Source organism: Streptomyces sp. YIM 130001 (assembly GCF_003574445.1).
Classification (GTDB): Bacteria; Actinomycetota; Actinomycetes; order Streptomycetales; family Streptomycetaceae; genus Streptomyces.
Genome location: NZ_KZ984552.1, coordinates 145439 through 166703 on the forward strand (window position 1 = coordinate 145439; position 21265 = coordinate 166703).

A 21265-nucleotide genomic window follows, 5' to 3' on the forward strand; every position below is an offset into this window, starting at 1 on the left:
CCGGAATTGTCCACCGATGGGCGGTCAGTTGGCGGGGCGCACGCACACTTCGGCGAGTTCTCCGGCCAGTTCGGCCGCAAGGCCGCACAGATCGGTCCCCGCGAGCCGGGGGAGTGCGCAGCCGCAGAGCGTGCGGCAGGCCTCCCGCCAGGACTCCGGCAGCGTCGAGCCGAGCGCCCCGGTGAGCGCTCCGGCCAGGGCGGGCGCCGAGTCCGCGACCCGGGACAGACAGGCCGCGGCCGGCACCGCCCGGGTGAGGTCGCCGCGGGCCGATACGGCGAGGGCGAGCGCCACGGGTACGGTCTCGGCCGCCGCGATGCCGTAGCTGTAGACGTGGTCGACGATGCGGTGCTCGAGCTGCGGGACGAGACCGAACACATCGTCCGCCGCCCGCGCGATCCGCACCGCGTACCGGGCGTTGCGGCCGATCTCGGTGTCCTCGGGCAGCATGCCGAGCGCCGCCGCGACGGCGGTGTCCACGTCCGCCCCGGCGAGCGCCTCGGCGACCGCAGCCGCCATCGCCCGGGCCCCGTGCACCCCGTCGCCGTCCTGGGTGTAGCGGGCGTCGAACTCGGCGAGCCGGGCCGCCGCCGCGGGATCCCCGGGGTGCACCGCGGCGAGCACACAGCCGCGTACGCAGGCCGCGTCGTCGAAGTAGTGCGGGTTGTCGTGACCGGTGGCCGGCGGGCGCAGACCGGTGGCCAGATTGCCCAGCCCCGCCCGCACCGAGATCCGGGCCCGCAACGGGATCACCGCGGACTCCACCTCGGGCGCGGCCTGCGACGCGGCGGCGATCCGCGCCGCCAGCACCTGCCAGGAACGCGCCACCCCGGACCGTACGGCCGCATCGGCCGGTACGCCCCCGGCCGACGCGGCACGGACGCCGGCGAGCACCGCGAGCGCGGTGTGCGCGGCCCATTCGGCGTCGTCGGACGGGCCGAGGCGGAGCGGCTCGGGCGGCTGGTTCAGGGCGATCGGCACGGGCAGTGTGGTGGTGGCGTTCTGCTCCGCGAAGGTGTCGAGCTCGCGGGTCAGGCGACGGGTCCACTCGGGCATCCGCGCGGCCCGGTGCCGTGCCGCGGGCCATCCGGCCGCGTCCCCGGCGGCGATCCCGAGCAGCAGCCCCTCGATCCGCTTGCCACGGTCCGTGGTGGACGGGGGAGCGGTGGTCGCGGACGGCGTGCGGGCGTGGTCCTGGTTCGTGGGGGCGGTCATCGGGTCGCTTCCTCGTCCGGGGTGAGCAGGTCCGCGATGTCCAGGACGTGGTAGCCCTGCATCGTCGGCAGACAGCTCCCGCGGACCTGGCCGATCGCCGAGCCCCATTCCGCGGGGATCGCGTCCGCCCCGTGCACCGCCCCGGCCAGCGCACCGGCCACGGCCGCGGTGGTGTCCGCGTCGCGCCCCATGTTCACCGCGGTCAGGACGGCGGTGCGGAAGTCGCCGAGCGCCGCGGCGAACGCGCCGAAGGCGAGCCCCACGGCCTCCGGCGCCAGATCCGTCCAGGGGTATCCAGCGACCACTACCGCGGACCGCACCGCCCGCTCACCGGCGGGCGCCGCCACCACCGCCCTGCGCAGCGACCGCGCCGTCCAGGAGTCCATCGGTACGACGGAGAGCGCGGCACCGATCACCGACGCGGGACCCGCCCCCACCATCGCCGCCGCCACCCCCGCGGCGACCGCCTGCCCGCCGTAGATGCCCTCGCCCTCGTGACTGACCGTGCCGTCGATCGCGACCAGCCGCGCGGCCTCCGCCGGCCGCCCCGCGGCGAACACTCCGAACGGCGCCGCCCGCATGGCGAGCCCGTCGCTCCACGCGTGCCGGTGCTGCGCGGTGACCGGCGCGGCCAGGCCACGGCGCAGGTTCTCCAGGGTGCCGCGCTCGCTGAAGCCGGCACCACGGAAGGGCCCCTCGTCGACGTCGGCGATCCACCGGTGCCAGGCAGTCTCGGCCCTGGCCACCGTGAGCGCGGATCCGTACCGGGCCAGCAGCAGTCCGGAGAAGATCGCGTACTCCGTGTCGTCCGTGCCGGCCGGATCGTCCACCACGAAGCCCTCGATCCGGCCCCAACGGCGTCGGATCTCGGAGGGCTTGAGGTTCTCGGCGGGCGCCCCGAGCGCGTCACCGACAGCCAGACCGAGCAGCGCGCCGCGGGCCCGGTCGCGAAGCCCCGCGGCGCCTCCCGGCACCGGAACCTGGTGGTTGCATGCGATCGACACCATGGCGGCCTCCTGCACTCGGGTGAGCGAGGCCCGGGCCCGACGGCTGCACCCGAGCTCTTCGCGTTCCTCGATCTGTGCCACGCCGGCGGCCCGCTCCAGCGGTACCGACGCCGACGTCACCCGCCCACCGCACATCCGCCCGTCTCCCGCCGACGTCCCGGCCGACAGCCCGCGACCTGCGGCGCCACCGAGTCGAGGACGGCCCCCTCGCCGGTCGTACGCCCCGGGTGAGTAAGGCCTTCCTGACCACCGGCCAACTCCGGTAAGTACGGCCTTCCTTGCTGGCGGGAGCCGTTTTCCGTGCGTACTTTCGAGGCAACGGGGCGGGATGCGGGCCGATCGGACCGCCGCCCTACGAGGGCACAGGACGAGGAGAGACGCGAGCGATGTCCATCATCGACACCGAGGCAGCACTGCACGAGGGCCACCGCGACAACCACACGCACCGCGATGTGAACGGCGGCTGGCTGCGACCCGCGGTGTTCGGAGCGATGGACGGCCTGGTCTCCAACCTGGCCCTGATGACCGGCGTCGCCGGCGGCTCGGCCGGCCACCAGACGATCGTGATCACCGGGCTCGCCGGACTCGCGGCCGGCGCCTTCTCCATGGCCGCGGGCGAGTACACCTCGGTCGCCTCGCAGCGCGAACTGGTCCAGGCGGAGCTGGCCGTCGAACGCCGGGAACTGCGCAAGCACCCGCAGGACGAGGAGGCGGAGCTGGCCACCCTGTACGAGGCACGCGGCGTCGAGCCCGCGCTCGCCCGCGAGGTGGCCCGGCAGCTGTCGAAGGACCCGGAGCAGGCGCTCGAGATACACGCCCGCGAGGAGCTGGGCATCGACCCGAGCGACCTGCCCTCGCCCATGGTGGCGGCGGTCTCGTCGTTCGGTTCCTTCGCCCTCGGCGCGCTGCTCCCCGTGCTGCCGTATCTGCTCGGAGCCGACGACCTGTGGCCCGCGGTGGCCCTCGCGCTGCTCGGCCTCTTCGGGTGCGGTGCGGTGGTCGCCAGGGTGACCGCGCGGTCCTGGTGGTACAGCGGCCTTCGGCAGCTGGCGCTCGGTGGCGCGGCGGCGGGTGTGACGTACGCCCTGGGCACCGTGTTCGGGACGGCCGTAGGATGAGCGACTGCCAAGTTATGCAACGGGCCGCATACCTTGGCAACGTTGACTGTTACTCGACGGTTTCGACCGGCGGGCAGCAGGGCATGAGCCGTAAGCGCTGAGGGCAATGAAGCCCCAGCCGCCCCCGGGCCCGGATCGCCGAAAGCGCCGATCCGTCCGTTACGGCCCATATTCCACCGCCACCCGTGGTGTCCGCATGATGGAACGCCGTATCCGGTTCCCGAGAATCGGGCCATCATGTAATCTGCACGAAATTTTTTGGACATGAGGGCCAACGTCGTCCCTTGAAGCACCGCGCACCTTTGCCTCGACGACGACGGGAGAGCCCATGCGTTCCGACGCCTGGTCGCCCATGGAGGGTCGCCCTGCAGCGCAGGGAATGTACGACCCCCGTAACGAGCACGACGCCTGCGGCGTCGGCTTTGTGGCCACCTTGACCGGTAGGGCCAGCCACGAGCTGGTCGAGCAGGCGCTGACCGTACTGCGCAATCTCGAACACCGCGGCGCCACCGGATCCGAGCCGGACTCGGGTGACGGCGCAGGCATCCTGCTGCAGGTCCCGCACGCCTTCCTCGACGAGGTCACCGGCTTCCCGCTGCCCGACGCCGGCGGATACGCGGTCGGCATCGCCTTCCTTCCCGAGCCGACCGCCGCCGACTCGGCCGCCCGGATCGAGGCCATCGCCGCCGAGGAGGGCCTCACCGTCCTCGGCTGGCGCGACGTGCCGGTCGCCCCGGGGCTGCTCGGTGCCTCCGCCCGCTCGACGATGCCCCAGTTCCGTCAGCTCTTCGTCGCGGACTCCGCCCGGACGCCCGCCACCGGCATTGCCCTCGACCGCAAGGCCTTCGTCCTGCGCAAGCGCGCCGAGCACGAGGCCGCGACGTACTTCCCGTCGCTGTCCGCACGGACGATCGTCTACAAGGGGATGCTGACCACCGGGCAGCTGGAGCCGTTCTTCCCGGATCTCTCGGACCGCCGCTTCGCGTCCGCGATCTCCCTGGTCCACTCGCGCTTCTCCACGAACACCTTCCCGAGCTGGCCGCTCGCCCACCCCTACCGGTTCGTCGCGCACAACGGCGAGATCAACACCGTCAAGGGCAACCGGAACTGGATGCGCGCCCGCGAGTCGCAGCTCGCCTCCAGCCTCTTCGGCGAGCAGCAGATCGAGCGGATCTTCCCCGTCTGCACGCCCGACGCCTCCGACTCGGCGTCCTTCGACGAGGTACTCGAACTCCTGCACCTGGGCGGGCGTTCGCTGCCGCACTCGGTCCTGATGATGATCCCGGAGGCCTGGGAGAACCACGCCTCCATGGAGCCGGCCCGCCGCGCCTTCTACCAGTACCACTCCACGATGATGGAGCCCTGGGACGGCCCGGCCTGCGTCACCTTCACCGACGGCACCCAGGTCGGCGCGGTCCTCGACCGCAACGGCCTGCGCCCCGGGCGTTACTGGGTCACCGACGACGGCCTCGTCGTGCTCGGCTCCGAGGTCGGCGTACTCGACATCGACCCGGCGAAGGTGGTCCGCAAGGGCCGCCTGCAGCCCGGCCGGATGTTCCTGGTGGACACCGCCGAGCACCGCATCATCGAGGACGACGAGATCAAGTCCTCGCTCGCCGCCGAGCAGCCCTACGAGGAATGGCTCGAGGCCGGCGAGATCGAGCTCGAGGACCTCCCCGAGCGCGAGCACATCGTGCACACCCACGCCTCGGTCACCCGCCGCCAGCAGACCTTCGGCTACACCGAGGAAGAGCTGCGCGTCCTGCTCACGCCGATGGCGAAGGCCGGTGCCGAGCCGATCGGCTCGATGGGCACCGACAGCCCGATCGCGGCCCTCTCGGCCCGCCCGCGGCTGATATTCGACTACTTCACCCAGCTGTTCGCGCAGGTCACCAACCCGCCGCTGGACGCGATCCGCGAGGAGCTCGTCACCTCGCTGCACTCCTCGCTCGGCCCGCAGGGCAACCTGCTCGAGCCGACCGCCGCGTCCTGCCGCAGCGTCACCCTGCCGTTCCCGGTCATCGACAACGACGAGCTCGCCAAGCTCATCCACATCAACGCCGACGGCGACATGCCGGGTATGGCGGCCGTGACCCTGTCCGGCCTCTACCGGGTCTCCGGCGGCGGTGACGCACTCGGCGCCCGTATCGAGGAGATGTGCGCCGAGGCCGACGCCGCCATCGAGGCCGGCGCCCGCCTGATCGTGCTCTCCGACCGGCACTCCGACGCCGAGCACGCGCCGATCCCGTCGCTGCTGCTCACCGCGGCCGTGCACCACCACCTGATCCGCACCAAGCAGCGCACCCAGGTGGGCCTGCTCGTCGAGGCCGGCGATGTGCGCGAGGTCCACCACGTGGCCCTGCTCATCGGCTACGGCGCCGCGGCCGTCAACCCGTACCTGGCGATGGAGTCCGTCGAGGACCTGGTCAGGGCCGGCACCTTCCTGCCGGGTATCGAGTCCGAGCAGGCCATCCGGAACCTGATCTACGCGCTCGGCAAGGGCGTCCTCAAGGTCATGTCCAAGATGGGCATCTCGACCGTCGCCTCCTACCGCGGCGCGCAGGTCTTCGAGGCCGTCGGTCTCGACCAGGCCTTCGTCGAGCGGTACTTCAACGGCACCACCACCAAGATCGGCGGCGTCGGCATCGACGTCGTCGCCCAGGAGGTCGCCGCCCGGCACGCCAAGGCCTACCCGGCCTCCGGCGTCCCCTCCGCACACCGCGCGCTCGAGATCGGCGGCGAGTACCAGTGGCGCCGCGAGGGCGAGCCGCACCTGTTCGACCCGGACACCGTCTTCCGCCTGCAGCACGCCACCCGCAACCGGCGCTACGACATCTTCAAGAAGTACACGGAGCGGGTGAACGAGCAGTCCGAGCGGCTGATGACGCTGCGCGGACTCTTCGGCTTCGCCGGCGACCGCCCGTCGATCTCCATCGACGAGGTCGAGCCCGCCTCCGAGATCGTCAAGCGCTTCTCCACCGGCGCCATGTCGTACGGCTCCATCTCCCGCGAGGCGCACGAGACGCTCGCCATCGCCATGAACCAGCTGGGCGGCAAGTCCAACACCGGTGAGGGCGGCGAGGACGCGGACCGCCTCTACGACCCGGCACGCCGCTCGTCCATCAAGCAGGTCGCCTCCGGCCGCTTCGGCGTGACCAGCGAGTACCTGGTCAACTCCGACGACATCCAGATCAAGATGGCGCAGGGCGCCAAGCCCGGCGAGGGCGGTCAGCTGCCCGGCCACAAGGTCTACCCGTGGGTGGCGAAGACCCGGCACTCGACGCCGGGCGTGGGGCTCATCTCCCCGCCGCCGCACCACGACATCTACTCGATCGAGGATCTCGCCCAGCTGATCCACGACCTGAAGAACGCCAACCCGAACGCCCGCATCCACGTGAAGCTGGTCTCCGAGGTCGGCGTCGGCACCGTCGCCGCCGGTGTCTCCAAGGCGCACGCGGACGTCGTGCTCATCTCCGGCCACGACGGCGGTACCGGCGCATCGCCGCTGACCTCCCTCAAGCACGCCGGCGGCCCCTGGGAGCTCGGCCTCGCCGAGACCCAGCAGACCCTGCTGCTCAACGGCCTGCGCGACCGGATCGTGGTGCAGACCGACGGACAGCTCAAGACCGGCCGCGACGTGGTCATCGCCGCCCTGCTCGGCGCCGAGGAGTTCGGCTTCGCGACTGCGCCGCTGGTCGTCTCCGGCTGCGTCATGATGCGCGTCTGCCACCTGGACACCTGCCCGGTCGGCATCGCCACGCAGAACCCGACGCTGCGCGAGCGGTTCTCCGGCAAGGCCGAGTACGTCGTGAACTTCTTCGAGTTCATCGCCGAAGAGGTCCGCGAGCTGCTCGCCGAGCTCGGCTTCCGCACCATCGAGGAGGCCGTCGGCCACGCCGAACTCCTCGACACCGAGCGGGCCGTGGACCACTGGAAGGCACAGGGCCTCGACCTCGAGCCGCTCTTCCACGTGCCGGACCTGCCCGAGGGCGCCGTCCGCCACCAGCTCGTCGAGCAGGACCACGGTCTGGCCAAGGCGCTGGACAAGGAACTGATCAAGCTGTCCGCCGACGCCCTGGCCGCCGACTCGGCCGAGGACGCCCGGCCGGTCCGCGCCCAGGTCGCGATCCGCAACATCAACCGGACCGTCGGCACCATGCTCGGCCACGAGGTGACCCGGAAGTTCGGCGGCGCGGGCCTGCCCGACGACACCGTCGACATCACCTTCACCGGCTCCGCGGGCCAGTCCTTCGGTGCCTTCGTGCCGCGCGGTGTCACGCTCCGCCTGGAGGGCGACGCCAACGACTACGTCGGCAAGGGCCTGTCCGGCGGCCGCGTCGTCGTCCGCCCGGACCGCGGCGCCGACCACCTCGCCGAGTACTCGACGATCGCCGGCAACACCATCGCGTACGGCGCGACCGGCGGCGAGCTGTTCCTGCGCGGCCGCACCGGCGAGCGCTTCTGCGTCCGCAACTCCGGCGCCACCGTGGTCTCCGAGGGCGTGGGCGACCACGGCTGCGAGTACATGACCGGCGGTCACGCCGTGGTGCTCGGCGAGACCGGCCGGAACTTCGCGGCCGGCATGTCCGGCGGCATCGCGTACGTCATCGACCTCGACCGGGACAACGTCAACGCCGGCAACGCCGGCGCGGTCGAGTCCCTCGACGACAGCGACAAGCAGTGGCTGCACGACGTCGTGCGCCGCCACCAGGAGGAGACCGGCTCCACGGTCGCCGCCAAGCTGCTCGCCGAGTGGGACACCCCGGGCGGCGGTGTGGCGCGTTTCAGCAAGATCATCCCCAGCACGTACAAGGCAGTGCTCGCCGCCAAGGACGCCGCCGAGCGAGCCGGACTCCCCGAGTCCGAGATCACCGAGAAGATGATGGAGGCGGCGACCCATGGCTGACCCGAAGGGCTTCTTGAACCACGGCCGCGAGGTCGCCACTTCGCGCCCCGTCGGTGAGCGGGTGCAGGACTGGAACGAGGTCTACGTTCCCGGCTCGCTGCTGCCGATCATCTCCGAGCAGGCCTCGCGCTGCATGGACTGCGGCATCCCGTTCTGCCACAACGGCTGCCCGCTCGGGAACCTGATCCCCGAGTGGAACGACTACGCCTACCGCGAGGACTGGGAGGCCGCCTCCGAGCGGCTGCACGCCACGAACAACTTCCCGGAGTTCACCGGGCGGCTCTGCCCCGCCCCGTGCGAGTCGGCGTGCGTGCTCGGCATCAACCAGCCCGCCGTGACCATCAAGAACGTCGAGGTCTCGATCATCGACAAGGCCTGGGACAACGGTGACGTCGCGCCGCAGGCTCCCGAGCGACTGTCCGGCAAGACCGTCGCCGTCATCGGCTCGGGCCCGGCCGGTCTCGCCGCCGCCCAGCAGCTGACCCGGGCCGGCCACACGGTCGCCGTCTACGAGCGCGCCGACCGCGTCGGCGGCCTGCTCCGGTACGGCATCCCGGAGTTCAAGATGGAGAAGCGGCACATCAACCGCCGTATCGAGCAGATGCGCGCGGAGGGCACCAAGTTCCGCACCGGCGTCGAGATCGGCCGCGACATCACCGCCCGCGACCTGCGCAAGCGCTACGACGCCGTGGTCGTCGCCGCGGGCGCCACGGTCTCCCGCGACCTGCCCGCGCCGGGCCGCGAACTGAACGGCATCCACTTCGCCATGGAGTACCTGCCGCTCGCCAACAAGGTGCAGGAGGGCGACTACGTACAGCCGCCCATCACCGCCGAGGGCAAGCACGTCGTCGTCATCGGCGGCGGCGACACCGGAGCCGACTGCGTGGGCACCGCCCACCGGCAGGGCGCCGCCTCCGTCACCCAGCTGGAGATCATGCCGAAGCCGGGCGAGGAGCGGGCCGAGGGCCAGCCCTGGCCGACCTTCCCGATGCTCTACAAGGTCACCTCCGCGCACGAGGAGGGCGGCGAGCGGATCTACTCCGTCTCCACCACCCACTTCGAGGGCGACGAGGACGGGAACGTGCAGTTCCTGCACCTCATCGAGGTCGAGTTCGTGGACGGCAAGCTCACCCAGAAGCCCGGCACCGAGCGGAAGATCCCCGCCCAGCTGGTCACGCTCGCGATGGGCTTCACCGGCACCGACCAGGAGAACGGCCTCGTCACGCAGTTCGGCCTCGACCTGGACGAGCGCGGCAATATCGCCCGCGACGCCGATTACCGGACGAACGTGCCCGGCGTGTACGTTGCCGGTGACGCTGGCCGCGGCCAGTCCCTGATCGTGTGGGCGATCGCGGAGGGCCGCTCGGCCGCCCGCGGCGTCGACCACTTCCTGACCGGAGTCAGCGAGCTGCCGGCCCCGATCCGGCCCACCGACCGGTCGCTCACCGTCTGACCGATCCGACCTGCGTCCCGCGGGCGGCAGTTGCCGTCCGCGCGGCCGCCTGAAGACGTCCCGTACAACGGCGTACGGAACTGACTGCGGCGCCTGCCCCGACTGTCCCCGACCGGACGACAGGGCAGGCGCCGCGGTATGTCCGGGCCCGGTCGGCGGCCCCGGACCTGCCTCAGTGCCGGAGGATCGCCCGCTGTGCGGGACAAGATCCGTTGCACGTTGCGTCCAGCGCAGTACCGTCTGCACATGTTGCGGCTACCGCAATGGTGATTACGGTTCGGCCGCGTATTCAGATGGGTCTAGACCTCACCCCGGCGCGGTGACCACAATCACCCCAGCAACGGATCGCCACTCAGGAGGCGCTGGTATGAAACGACGTGTCATCGCGGCGGGAATCGCCATGACGCTCGGACTGACCGCAACCGCATGCGGCGGCGACGACGGGGGCGACAGCGAGAGCGGTGGTTCCGCCACGGACGGCAAGGGCAAGACCCTCACCGTCTGGATCATGGAGGGGACCAATCCCGACGCACGGCCGTTCTTCAAGGCGGCCGGCAAGGCCTTCGAGAAGAAGACCGGCGCGAAGATCAAGGTCGAGTACCAGCAATGGGCCACCGCCCAGAAGAAGTTCACCACCGCCATCGAGGGCGGCCCGGACCAGGTGCCCGACGTCGCCGAGGTCGGCACCACCTGGGTGCCCCAGTTCGCCGACGCCGACGCGCTCGTCGACGTCACGGACAAGGTCAAGGAATCCGGCCTCAGCGACGACCTCGTCGAGGGCCTCAAGGACGCGGGAACGCTCGACGGCAAGCAGTACGGCATGCCCTGGTACGCGGGCGTCCGCTCGATCGTCTACCGCAAGGACGTCTTCGAGAAGCACAAGATCAAGGCTCCGACCAACTGGAAGGAGCTGCGCGCGGCCGCCCTCACGCTCAAGGACAAGGAACCGGACATGATCCCGTTCCCGGTCGCGGGCGGCGCGGAGATGTTCGCCACCGCCTTCATCTGGGGCTCGGACGGTGAACTCGCCGTCGAGAAGGGCGACAAGTGGAAGTCCGAGATCAACTCCAAGGAGTCGATCGAGGGCATCCAGTACTACACAGACCTCGCGAAGAAGGACAAGGTCTCCCCGGCCAAGGCGAACACCTGGACCGAGAAGGAGGTCGGCGACGCCTGGAACAAGGGCGAGGTCGCCATGTCGGTGGGCGGCAACTGGACGCCCAAGGCGATCGTCGACGCCAACCCGGACCTCAAGGGCAAGCTCGCCGCGGTCCCGATCCCCGGCCAGGACGGCGGCATGGGCCGCTCCTTCCTCGGCGGCTCCTACCTGTCCACGTTCGACACGGACCAGAAGGAACTGGCCTGGGAGTTCGTCAAGATGATCACCACCGGCAAGTTCGCCACCCAGTGGGCCGAGGAGACCAACTACTTCCCCGGCCAGAACTCCGAACTGGAGAAGATCGCCGCGAAGAAGGACCCGCTGGTCGAACCGTTCGCCAAGCAGATGATCGAGGCCGGCGCCACGGTCCCGAAGACCAAGGCGTACGCCGAGATCCAGGCCTCGCAGGTGGTCACCGGAATGGTCCAGTCGATCCTGAACGGCAAGGCGAGCGTCAAGGACGCCGCCGACAAGGCCGCCAAGGACATGGACGCCATCTTCGCCAAGGACGAGTAACTGCAGTGAAGGAAACGCTCGTTGACGGTGGATCCGAGGTCTCCGGACCCCGGGTCCACCGCCCCCCGGACGCCCCCGTCCCCTCGCCCGAGAACCAGGCGGCCCTGCGCCGCAAGCGACGCACGGCCGTCACCCGGCCGTGGCTGCTGCTCGCCCCCTCCCTCGTGGTCCTGGCCGGCCTGCTGCTCTGGCCGCTCATCCAGGTCGGCAAGCTGTCGATGGAGGACTACGAGGTCAAGTTCGGCGGCGGCGTCAGCACGTTCACCGGCCTCGACCACTACACCGACCTCCTCAGCAGCTCGCTGCTGTGGAAGACGGTGCTGCCCAACACGCTCTTCTTCGCGGTGGCCTGTGTCGGACTCACCGTCGCACTCGGCACCGCGGTCGCCCTGCTGCTGCAGCGGCTCGGCCCCGCATGGCGGCTGATCTGCTCGATCTCCGTCCTGTCCGCCTGGGCGATGCCGGCCGTCACCGGCACCTATGTGTGGATCTGGCTCTTCCAGCCGCAGGACGGCATGTTCAGCCAACTCGCCGGTACGCTCGGAATGATCGATCCGGCCACCACCAACTGGTTCACCGAGCGCATTCCGTTCTATGCGATCGCCACGCTCAATGTGGTGCACCACGGCTTCCCGTTCGTCGCGATCACCGTCTTCGCGGGCCTGCTGACGATCCCCAAGGAGCTGTACGAGGCGGGCATGCTGGACGGCGCCAATGCCTGGCAGCGGTTCTGGAAGATCACCGTGCCCACCATCAAACCGGTCTTCCTGGTGGTGACGATCCTTTCCACGATCTGGGACTTCAAGGTCTTCACCCAGATCTTCCTGATGCCGGGCGGCAGCGGCTCCAACCCCGACGTCTACAACCTGGGCGTCTACTCGTACATCCAGGCGTTCGCCAAGAACGACTACGGCACCGGTGCGGCCTCCGCGGTCCTGCTCACCCTGCTGCTGCTCGCGATCACCGTCTTCTACATCCGCACGCTGTTCAAGCAGGGGGAGGAGGACCTGTGACCACCCCCGAGATCACGGCACCCGCCGTCCGGGCCAAGAGCCGTCCGCGCGGCAGCAGAAGAGGTCGGATCGGGATCGGCGTCGCGGTCGCGGCGCTGCTCGTGTTCACCCTGTTCCCGGTGTACTGGATGGTGTCGACCGCCTTCGACCCGAAGGCGGTCACCCGGGGCTCGGACCTGCTGCCCAGCGGACTGAGCTTCGAGCACTTCTCCACCGTCTTCGACAAGGGCAACTTCGGTACGTACCTGCTGAATTCGGTGATCGTCGGACTCGGCACCATCCTCGCGGCCGCGGTGCTCTCGCTGTTCGCCGCCATCGCGGTGGCCCGCTTCAAGTTCCGGCTGCGCACCTCGGTGCTGATCATGGTGCTGATCGTGCAGATGGTTCCGCTCGAGGCCCTGGTCATCCCGCTGTTCCTGCAGATGCGCGACTACGACCTGCTGAACTCGCTGCTCGGCCTCACCGTCGTCTACATCGCGCTCTCCCTGCCGTTCGCGATCTGGACGCTGCGCGGATTCGTGCAGACGGTGCCCAAGGAGGTCGAGGAGGCCGCCTACATCGACGGTGCCTCCTGGCCGCGGATGTTCTGGTCGGTCCTGCTGCCCCTGGTGGCGCCCGGCCTGGTGGCGACGAGTATCTTCGCCTTCATCACCGCGTGGAACGAGTTCGTGTTCGCGTACACGTTCATGAAGGGCAGCGACAAGTACACGGCCGCGGTGGGCATCTACCAGTTCTTCGGCGAGAACTCGACGAGCTGGGGGCCGGTGATGGCCAGCTCCACCCTCATCACCGTCCCCGTGATGATCTTCTTCGTCATCGTCCACCGCCGTCTCGGCTCCGGCCTCGCGGCGGGAGCGGTCAAGGGCTGAACGCGTGCAGGGAGCGGCCGCTCGGCGCGACCGCTCCCTGTACCGCAGCACGCTGCCCACTCCGGGCGTGAGGGGATGAGGCGCATGACCGAGCCGCCCCCGCGTGACCGCATCGAGCAGTACTACGCCACCGTGCCGCTGCTGTTCGCCGACGCCGAGAAGTTCGGGCCACTGCACCTGTTCGTGCCCCGCGCGGCGGGCGAGCCGTACTACGGAGGCCCGTCACACGCCCGCCCGGTGCGGCCCGCAGAGGTCACCGCGGCGGACATCGACCGAGTACGGGCCCGCCAGCGGGAACTCGGTGTGCCGGAGGCTTTCGAGTGGCTGGCCGAGACCGCCCCCGCGATGCGTGCCCTCATCGAGTCCGCCGGCCTGCCGGTCGCCGAACGGCCGCTGATGTCTCTCGCCCCCGAACGCACCCTGCTCCCGCCGCAGTTGCCCGACGGCGTGACGATCCGCGCCCTGGGCGCCGACGACCTCTCCCTGCCGGCCGTACTAGCCGTTCCGAGGCTCGCCTTCGCCTCGGACAACACCGGGGCAGGCCCGGCCGGCGCTGCCGGACTCGCGGCGCAAGCCGAGAGCGCCGCCGCGGACGGCACCCTGGCAGCGGCCCGCCCCGCCCTGGACGCCGGGCACAAGGTGCTCCTCGCCGCCTTCGCCCCGGACGGCACACCGCTGGCCGCGGGCCACTACCACCCGGCGCACGGCACCACCGAGATCGGCGGTGTCGGCACTGTGCCGACGGCCCGCCGCCAAGGTCTCGGCGCCGCCGTCACAGCAGCCCTGGCGGCGCATGCCCGCGAGCACGGCGTGCACACCGTCTTCCTCGCGTACGCCTCGCAGGCTGTCGCCCGGATCTATGCGCGACTGGGATTCCGACCGGCCGGCACCACCTTGCTGATCGCGAACCAGCCGGCCCGCGGCCAGGAGCTGTAGGGCCGGGGGAGCGCTGCCGGATCAGTTCTGCGGCACCTTGAAGGTCTCGCCGTACATCTTCCAGGTCAGGGGGCGCTTCAGGGCGAGGTTCCCGTCGCGCAGGAAGACGCGTTGGGCTGTGTCGATGCGGCTGGTGTCGCGGTGTGCCTTGCGGGACTTCATGGCGTCGCGGCGGGCGTCGAGGAAAGCGTCCAGGTACGTGCTCTCCTTGCCGCCTTCCGCCTTGGTCCTCGCCTGCTTCATGGCCGTCTCACGGATGCCGTAGAAGGCGCGCTCGCCGGTGCCGGGGCCGTGCAGGACCATCGCGTCGTAGTACATGAACTGGCCGAGCGTGCCGAGCCCGTCCATCTTCGCCATCCGCACCGCCGGGTCGAAATAGACCTTGTCCCGCTGGCTGATCTGCAGCTCGCGGAACGCCGGACGCTCGGCCTCCTTCGCCCACGCCGTGGTGAACGCCTTGCCGAGGCCGTCGTGCGAGTCGGTGCCGTCCACCTCGCGCAGGGCGGGCAGGAACTCGGCCAGGCCGTTGTCCGGGTGGTCCTTCGTGTACCGCTCGACCAGGGTCAGCATGTCGTGGGTGCCGGAGCAGAAGCCGATGATGCCGGCCGTGTAGCCGTTGCCGTCGCCGATGTCCTCGATGTAGTCGAACTGGCCGCGCCAGTCGAGCGTGGAGTTCTCCGCACTCGCGACGATCTGCTGGGCCAGCTCCTTCTGCTTCGGGGCGGCGAGCCCGGGCGGCATCTCGGCGATGCGCTCGTCCAGCTCGCGCTCCTCCTCCTCGGAGAGGTCCGCGGGGCTGCTCGTGGGCCGTCCACCGAGTGCGTCCTGAGCTCCCGAGCCCGCGTCGTCCTTGTCGGGGCCGAGCAGGAAGACAAGGAGAGTGGCCACCGGAGCCACGGCGAAGAACAGACAACCAGCACGTTTCATGCGGCATAGCGTAAACGGCGGATGCCGGACGTCCGTCCTCCGCTCGGACACGGGTTCGTATCGCTGGCGGGGCCCGCCGAATCGGTGCGAGGGGGCGCGAGCGTCGGCGGGATTGCCGTCGAAGCCGATGAAACGATGCCGGACATGGGCGACGCACCTCAGGACGGTTTCCCGAACGACCCCGCACTGCGCCAGGAATGGGTCCGGCAGCACAACCTCGTGTACGCGGGGCTGATCGCGATCGGGACGATCATGGTGCAGCCGTTCCTGTCGGATCTCTCGACGTCGGTCGACCCGGCCGGCAAGGTCTGTGTGCTCTCGTTCGCGGTGGCCATTCCGCTGCTGGCCGCCTTGGTGATGCTCTCGTGGCAGGAGACCTTCCGCCGCCGCATCGTCGACTCACGCGTCGTCGGAGTCACGCGCTGGGTGGCGCAACTCAGCGCGCTCGGCGGTGTGATCTCCGGGTTCTGGCACATCTGGTGGGGAGCAGGGGTGGCCGTCCTCGTCAGCGGGGCGCTGGCGCTGTGCGTGTTCTCGACCGGGTACGTCCGCGTGGAGTGGCCGGAGTCCGCCGAGGCGGACTGAGGCTCGCGACGCCAGTGCTGCGACAGTTCACCGGAGTTCGTGCTCGTGCTCGGCGGCGAGATCCTGGTGCGCGGCCGCTCCCCGTAGGGTGACGAGCGCCCACACCGCAGCGACGACCATCACCCCGGCACCGGCGATGCCTGCGACGGTGATCGCTTCGGTGAACGACGCCTTGGCGGCGGCGACGACGGAGGTCCCGACGGTGCCGCCGACCTCGTCGGCGACCAGTAGCGCCTCCGCCATGGTCGAGGACACCCGGTCGGTGAGGTCCGCCGTCAGGTCGAGGACGTCGGTGCGGGCCGTGACGACGCGGGAGTACCAGGCGACGAGCACGCCGCCCAGCACCGCGGTGCCCAGTGTCGTGCCGATCTCGTACGCCGTCTCCGAGGTCGCGGCAGCCTGCCCCGCACGCTCCGGTCGGACGGAACTCATGATGATGTCGTTGCTCAGTGTCAGCCCCATGCCCGCGCCCAGCGTGACGAGCGCGAGCGTGGCTGCGATCAGCGCGGGGCTCGATGCCGGTGTCAGGAAGAAGGTGAGTCCGAAACCGGCAGCGGCGATCAGCAGTCCGCAGGTGATGACGTACGCCGGCAGGAAGCGCTTGACCAGGGCTGCTGCGACGAATGCCGCGACGGCGGCGAGGATCGCCTGAGGCATCAGCCAGACGGACGCCTCCAGCGGGCTCAGGCCGAGCACGAGTTGGAGGTGCTGGGTGAGTGCCACCAGTGCCCCGACCATCGCCAGGATCGACAGAACGTCCGTGACGACGGCTCCGCGGAAGTACTTGATCCTGAACAGCCTGACGTCGAGCAGGGGAACGGCGAGTCCCAGCTGCCTGCGGACGAAGAGGACGATCGCGACCACGCCGATGGCGATGGCTGCGATCCCGGTGGCGGTTCCCTTGTCCCCGGCGAGGGCCTTGATGCCGTACGCCACCCCGATCAGGCCGATGAAGGACAGGACGACACTGCGGACGTCGATCTTGTCCAGATGGGGGTTGCGGCTCTCGGGCAGCAGCAGCGGGCCGAGGACGAGGAGAAGCAGCATGACGGGGATGTTCATCAGGAACGCGGCGTGCCAGCTGAATGTCTCGATGACCCAGCCACCCACGATCGGCCCGGCCGCCCCGCCCACGGAGGCCATCGCGGCCCACACGGCCATGGCGTACCGGCGCTGCTGACGGTCGAGGAACATGTTGCGCGCCAGCGACAGCGTGGACGGCATCATGATCGCTCCTCCCACGCCCAGGAGTGCACGCGCGGCGATCAGTACCCACGGCGACGTCGCCATCGCGCCCGCGACGGAGGCGATCGAGAAGACGACCGCACCGATGAGCAGGTTCCGTCGGCGCCCGAAACGTTCACCCACTGCGCTCATCGCGACGAGCAAGCCGGCGAGTACGAGCGAGTACATGTCGATCATCCACAGCTGCTCGGTGCCTGTGGGGCTGAGTTCGGCCGAGATCGCGGGCAAGGCCATGACCAGGACCGTGCCGTCGATGGTGATGAGCAGCAGGGGCAGGACCAGTACGGCGAGACCGATCCAGCTCTTGGCTGTGGCTTTGGGAGGAGTGTCTGGCATGGGGTGTCCTCGGCAGGGTCGAAGGTGCGCGCCGCGATCCACCTTACGGACCAATTGGTCTGTTGGGCAACATGCTCGTGCTGTTCTGTGGCATGGCTGATCGGTTCGTCTCGAGGGCGGGCGGGCGGGCCGGCGTGCGGCAGGGGTGTCGCGGCGCGCACGTCGGCGGTGCTGCTCGATGGCGACGGCGACGGCGACGGCTTCGGCACCGGCCGACGGAGCGGGGTGGAGTGCTGGGGGCCGGGACGGAGTGCTGAAGGTCCGGGCGGGAGAGTGCGGGGTGGGAGCGCGCGGGGTCGGTGAGCGTGCCTGCCAGGCCCCCGCACGGCACACGGCGCACGACAGACCGAGGGCCGGTGCTGGAGGCGTGCGCCCCGTGGCCGGGAAGGGAAGGGGCTGCGTTCAGGAAGGCGCGGGCCGGAGATCAGACGGGCGTGTGAAAGGTGCCCTCGGTGGTGAGCTCGAGCAGCAGGCGGCGCGCGGCCGCGATGCCCGCCTCGCCCTCTTCGCCGTACACCCCGGCCGCGGCGACCCCCTCGGCGGCACGGCGCACGATCAGCACGCGCTCGGTACTGAGTCCGTCGAGCGTGAACTGCTCACTCCACCAAGCGCTCTGCCCGCTCATCACCGCCGCGACGGCCGGGATGGCGTAGAGGCCGCTCCACATGGGTGCCGAGGTGAAATCGCGTGCTGCCACGGCGTCCGTGCTCTCGGCGCAGAGCACGCGCACGTAGGCACGGAGCATCTTGCCCGGGTAGTTCTCGGACAGGTCGAGGTGGCTGAGAACGGACTCCCGGAACTGGTCGTGCACGTCCTCCACCACGGCGACCACCAGCTGATCCCGGTTGCCGAAATGGTGGATCAAGCCGCTCTTGGACACTCCGGCGACCGAGGCGACCTGGGCCAGCGTGACCGCGGCGCCCTTCTCGAGGATCACCTGCTGGGCCGCGTCGAGGATCGCGCGCCGGGTTCGCTCGGTGTTGCGCGTCTGTCGCGGTTCGGCCACCAGTGCACCCACCCTGCCTCGACGCTTGTACGGACCGGATGGTCCACAGTACTGCACGGCCTCGGCGCCGACTTCTGCTCGGCGGACGGTGGGCCCACGGCCCCACCGGTGGTGCGACGACGGACAATGGTGCCGTGCCGAACAACAAGAAGTCGCCCGCCACTCCCGCCCCCGAGCGTCGCCGCCAACTCCTCGCCACCGCGGCCGAGGTGTTCGCCGCGGAGGGCTACAACGCGACGACCGTGCGCCGGATCGCGGACGAGGCCGGAATGCTCGCCGGGAGCCTCTACTACCACTTCGACTCCAAGGAATCGATGCTGGACGAGATCCTCTCCGGCTTCCTGAGCGAGCTCTGGGAGGGCTACGACGCGGTGCTCGCCGCCGACCTCGGCCCGCGCGAGACGATCGAGGCGCTGGTCACCGAGTCCTTCCGGGAGATCGACCGGCACCGGGCCGCGGTCGCGATCTACCAGAAGGAGTCCAAGCAGCTCGTCGCGCAGGAGCGCTTCGGCTATCTCGCCGACTCACAGGTCAAGTTCGAGAAGGCCTGGCTCGGCACCCTCGAACGCGGCGTCGCCGACGGGGTCTTCCGGCCCGACCTCGACATCCGGCTCACCTACCGGTTCGTGCGCGACACGGTGTGGGTCGCCGCCTCCTGGTACCGGCCCGGCGGGCTGCACAGCCCCGAGGAGATCGCCCGTCAGTACCTGTCGATGGTCCTGGAGGGCATCGCGCTACGAGGCCGGTGACGTGTACGCCGTGGCGTGCACGTCACGGCGTACACGCCGGGGCGCGCGACCGACGATCGTTCGTGTTAGGCTCTCGGACGTTGCAGTTTTGGTACCCATGAACTTTATGTGCGCCTGACGGGAATGATCCTCAGGCGCTTTATTGTTTTTCCGGCGGTTTCTCCGGATGGGACCCTTACCTATCAGGAGAGAACAATGGCTACTGGAACCGTGAAGTGGTTCAACTCGGAAAAGGGCTTCGGCTTCATCGAGCAGGACGGCGGCGGCGCCGACGTCTTCGCCCACTACTCCAACATTGCCACCTCGGGCTTCCGTGAGCTCCAGGAGGGCCAGAAGGTGACGTTCGACGTCACGCAGGGCCAGAAGGGCCCGCAGGCGGAGAACATCGTCCCGGCCTGACTGCCCTTGGACGCGTAATCCGCAGCCGGGGTCCGCACCGTGTGGTGCGGGCCCCGGCTGCTGCTGTCCCCAGATCGCACCCCCGTGCCACCCGGGCAGGGGATTCTCCCCTGGAATTTTCCCCAGACTTCGTCCGGGGGGACCCCCAAGGGTCAGGAAGGCAATTCAGCATGACCAGCTCCGCACGTCCCGTCCGTTCCGGAAACACCGCGAAGAATTCCGGCCGGAAGCAGGTCGGCGGCCAGGGCCGCCGGGCACAGGGCGGTGGCCAGGCGGCCGGCCGTCGGGCACCTGCCCGCCGGGCCCCGGCCCCGGGTGGCGAGTTCGCCGTGCCGGAGACCGTCACCCCGGCCCTGCCCTCCGTCGCAGCCTTCGCGGACCTCGACATGCCCGCGGCGCTCCTGACCACGCTGGGGACGCAGGGCGTCACCGAGCCCTTCCCGATCCAGGCCGCGACCCTGCCCAACTCCCTTGCCGGGCGCGACATCCTGGGCCGTGGACGCACCGGCTCGGGCAAGACCCTCGCCTTCGGCCTCGCCCTGCTCGCCCGCACCGCCGGACGCCGGGCGGCGCCGCGTGCCCCGCTCGCACTCGTCCTGGTGCCCACGCGTGAGCTCGCCCAGCAGGTCACCGACGCCCTCACGCCGTACGCCGAAGCGCTGCGGCTGCGCCTGACCACGGTCGTCGGCGGTCTGTCGATCGGCCGCCAGGCCGGCGCGCTGCGCCGCGGCGCCGAGGTCGTGGTGGCCACCCCCGGACGCCTCAAGGACCTGATCGAGCGCGGCGACTGCGAACTGGACCAGGTCGGCATCACCGTCCTCGACGAGGCCGACCAGATGGCCGACATGGGCTTCATGCCGCAGGTCACCGCGCTGCTCAAGCAGGTCGAGCCGAACGGTCAGCGGATGCTGTTCTCGGCCACGCTCGACCGGAACATCGACCGTCTGGTGCGGATGTTCCTCAACGACCCCGTGGTGCACTCCGTCGACCCCTCCGCGGGCGCGGTCGTGACCATGGACCACCACGTCCTGCACGTCGCGGACGACACCGACAAGAAGGCCGTCGCCACCCGGATCGCCGCGCGGGACGGCCGGGTCATCCTCTTCGTCGACACCAAGCGCGCCGCCGACCGCTTCGCCAAGAGGCTGCTCGCCCAGGGTGTGCGCGCGGCCGCCCTGCACGGTGGACGCTCCCAGCCGCAGCGCAACCGCACGCTCGAGCAGTTCAAGAACGGCCAGGTCACAGCCCTCGTCGCGACGAACGTCGCAGCCCGCGGCATCCACGTCGACGATCTCGACCTCGTGGTCAACGTCGACCCGCCCGTCGACCACAAGGACTACCTGCACCGCGGCGGCCGCACCGCCCGCGCGGGCGAGTCCGGCAGCGTCGTCACCCTCGTCCTGCCCGAGCAGAAGCGCGAGATGAGCCGCCTGATGTCGCACGCCGGCATCAAGCCGCACACGGCGCAGGTCCGCTCGTCCGACGAGGAACTGACCCGCATCACCGGCGCCCGCGAGCCCTCCGGGGTACCGGTCGTGCTCGAGGTGCCCGCCCAGGCGGTGGCGTCCGCCGGCACCTCCGCCCGGCGTTCCGGCTCGGGCCGCCGCGGCGGCCGCTCCGGCGGCGCGCGCACCGGCCGCACCGGTGAGCAGCCGCGCTCCGGGCGCTCCGGGGAGCAGTCCCGTGGCGGGCGCAACGGAGAGCCGGGCCGTACGGCGCGTACCGGAGAGCCGGGCCGTTCCGGCGCCCCCCGCCGCGGTCGTCGCGGCGGCCGGGGCCAGGGGTCGGGAGCGGCGGCCGCCTGAGCCGCCCTTCGGACCGGCATG

Annotated in this window: 16 protein-coding genes; 11 read left to right on the forward strand and 5 right to left on the reverse strand. The window is 70.5% G+C overall.

Annotated features, from left to right (window positions below; genetic code table 11):
• Positions 1-24: 24 nt before the first annotated feature.
• Both DSC45_RS10650 and DSC45_RS10655 read right to left on the reverse strand, forming a co-directional pair.
• Complete coding sequence (locus tag DSC45_RS10650) at positions 25-1215, reverse strand: ADP-ribosylglycohydrolase family protein (RefSeq protein ID WP_119289479.1); 1191 nt, start codon at positions 1213-1215, stop codon at positions 25-27.
• On the reverse strand, positions 1212-2222 hold the full coding sequence (locus DSC45_RS10655) for an ADP-ribosylglycohydrolase family protein (protein ID WP_119289931.1): 1011 nt from the start codon (positions 2220-2222) through the stop codon (positions 1212-1214). Before DSC45_RS10655 ends, DSC45_RS10650 begins: the two co-directional genes overlap by 4 nt.
• Before the next feature lie 386 nt (positions 2223-2608).
• On the opposite strand from DSC45_RS10655, the gene DSC45_RS10660 reads away from it, so the two are divergent.
• From DSC45_RS10660 to DSC45_RS10690, 7 genes are all read left to right on the forward strand, one after another.
• Entirely contained in the window at positions 2609-3340 is a 732-nt protein-coding gene (locus DSC45_RS10660) for a VIT1/CCC1 transporter family protein (protein WP_119289481.1), read from the forward strand.
• A 328-nt stretch (positions 3341-3668) separates the two neighbouring features.
• On the forward strand, positions 3669-8246 hold the full coding sequence (gltB, locus tag DSC45_RS10665; RefSeq protein ID WP_119289483.1) for a glutamate synthase large subunit: 4578 nt from the start codon (positions 3669-3671) through the stop codon (positions 8244-8246).
• Positions 8239-9699, forward strand: coding sequence for a glutamate synthase subunit beta (locus tag DSC45_RS10670; RefSeq protein WP_119289484.1), 1461 nt, complete (start codon positions 8239-8241; stop codon positions 9697-9699). Before gltB ends, DSC45_RS10670 begins: the two co-directional genes overlap by 8 nt.
• A gap of 367 nt (positions 9700-10066) precedes the next feature.
• Positions 10067-11374, forward strand: coding sequence for a sugar ABC transporter substrate-binding protein (locus tag DSC45_RS10675; RefSeq protein ID WP_119289486.1), 1308 nt, complete (start codon positions 10067-10069; stop codon positions 11372-11374).
• 5 nt (positions 11375-11379) lie between these two features.
• Positions 11380-12387 (forward strand): carbohydrate ABC transporter permease, encoded by a 1008-nt coding sequence (locus DSC45_RS10680; protein WP_119289488.1) that lies wholly within the window; start codon positions 11380-11382, stop codon positions 12385-12387.
• A gap of 11 nt (positions 12388-12398) precedes the next feature.
• Complete coding sequence (locus DSC45_RS10685; protein WP_119289933.1) at positions 12399-13256, forward strand: carbohydrate ABC transporter permease; 858 nt, start codon at positions 12399-12401, stop codon at positions 13254-13256.
• 84 nt (positions 13257-13340) lie between these two features.
• Positions 13341-14192 (forward strand): GNAT family N-acetyltransferase, encoded by an 852-nt coding sequence (locus DSC45_RS10690; RefSeq protein ID WP_119289490.1) that lies wholly within the window; start codon positions 13341-13343, stop codon positions 14190-14192.
• A 21-nt stretch (positions 14193-14213) separates the two neighbouring features.
• Here DSC45_RS10690 and DSC45_RS10695 read toward each other — a convergent pair whose 3' ends face one another.
• Positions 14214-15119: a chitosanase gene (locus DSC45_RS10695; protein ID WP_119289492.1), complete on the reverse strand. Its 906-nt coding sequence runs from the start codon at positions 15117-15119 to the stop codon at positions 14214-14216.
• A gap of 144 nt (positions 15120-15263) precedes the next feature.
• On the opposite strand from DSC45_RS10695, the gene DSC45_RS10700 reads away from it, so the two are divergent.
• The gene (locus DSC45_RS10700; protein WP_119289494.1) at positions 15264-15704 is read left to right on the forward strand and encodes a hypothetical protein; all 441 of its coding nucleotides are present in this window, start codon (positions 15264-15266) and stop codon (positions 15702-15704) included.
• Positions 15705-15731: 27 nt separating this feature from the next.
• Here the strand turns inward: DSC45_RS10700 and DSC45_RS10705 are convergent, their stop codons facing one another.
• Entirely contained in the window at positions 15732-17285 is a 1554-nt protein-coding gene (locus tag DSC45_RS10705) for an MFS transporter (RefSeq protein ID WP_119289496.1), read from the reverse strand.
• A 424-nt stretch (positions 17286-17709) separates the two neighbouring features.
• Positions 17710-18291: a TetR/AcrR family transcriptional regulator gene (locus tag DSC45_RS10710; RefSeq protein WP_162929185.1), complete on the reverse strand. Its 582-nt coding sequence runs from the start codon at positions 18289-18291 to the stop codon at positions 17710-17712.
• Positions 18292-18425: 134 nt separating this feature from the next.
• Between DSC45_RS10710 and DSC45_RS10715 the strand changes: the two genes are divergently transcribed.
• The 3 genes from DSC45_RS10715 to DSC45_RS10725 all read left to right on the forward strand — a co-directional run bounded on the left by DSC45_RS10715 (position 18426) and on the right by DSC45_RS10725 (position 21244).
• Positions 18426-19040, forward strand: coding sequence for a TetR/AcrR family transcriptional regulator (locus DSC45_RS10715; protein WP_119289499.1), 615 nt, complete (start codon positions 18426-18428; stop codon positions 19038-19040).
• A 195-nt stretch (positions 19041-19235) separates the two neighbouring features.
• Entirely contained in the window at positions 19236-19439 is a 204-nt protein-coding gene (locus DSC45_RS10720) for a cold-shock protein (protein WP_004985680.1), read from the forward strand.
• 170 nt (positions 19440-19609) lie between these two features.
• Positions 19610-21244, forward strand: coding sequence for a DEAD/DEAH box helicase (locus DSC45_RS10725; protein ID WP_119289500.1), 1635 nt, complete (start codon positions 19610-19612; stop codon positions 21242-21244).
• Positions 21245-21265: the final 21 nt, after the last annotated feature.

Excerpts from the sequence above, each read along its gene's own strand:
- DSC45_RS10720 (WP_004985680.1), top strand. The coding sequence starts at position 19,236 with ATGGCTACTGGAACCGTGAAGTGGTTCAACTCGGAAAAGGGCTTCGGC.
- DSC45_RS10660 (WP_119289481.1), top strand. The coding sequence starts at position 2,609 with ATGTCCATCATCGACACCGAGGCAGCACTGCACGAGGGCCACCGCGAC.
- DSC45_RS10725 (WP_119289500.1), top strand. The coding sequence starts at position 19,610 with ATGACCAGCTCCGCACGTCCCGTCCGTTCCGGAAACACCGCGAAGAAT.
- DSC45_RS10695 (WP_119289492.1), bottom strand. The coding sequence starts at position 15,119 with ATGAAACGTGCTGGTTGTCTGTTCTTCGCCGTGGCTCCGGTGGCCACT.
- DSC45_RS10700 (WP_119289494.1), top strand. The coding sequence starts at position 15,264 with ATGGGCGACGCACCTCAGGACGGTTTCCCGAACGACCCCGCACTGCGC.
- DSC45_RS10675 (WP_119289486.1), top strand. The coding sequence starts at position 10,067 with ATGAAACGACGTGTCATCGCGGCGGGAATCGCCATGACGCTCGGACTG.
- DSC45_RS10690 (WP_119289490.1), top strand. The coding sequence starts at position 13,341 with ATGACCGAGCCGCCCCCGCGTGACCGCATCGAGCAGTACTACGCCACC.
- DSC45_RS10670 (WP_119289484.1), top strand. The coding sequence starts at position 8,239 with ATGGCTGACCCGAAGGGCTTCTTGAACCACGGCCGCGAGGTCGCCACT.
- DSC45_RS10650 (WP_119289479.1), bottom strand. The coding sequence starts at position 1,215 with ATGACCGCCCCCACGAACCAGGACCACGCCCGCACGCCGTCCGCGACC.
- DSC45_RS10705 (WP_119289496.1), bottom strand. The coding sequence starts at position 17,285 with ATGCCAGACACTCCTCCCAAAGCCACAGCCAAGAGCTGGATCGGTCTC.
- gltB (WP_119289483.1), top strand. The coding sequence starts at position 3,669 with ATGCGTTCCGACGCCTGGTCGCCCATGGAGGGTCGCCCTGCAGCGCAG.
- DSC45_RS10655 (WP_119289931.1), bottom strand. The coding sequence starts at position 2,222 with ATGGTGTCGATCGCATGCAACCACCAGGTTCCGGTGCCGGGAGGCGCC.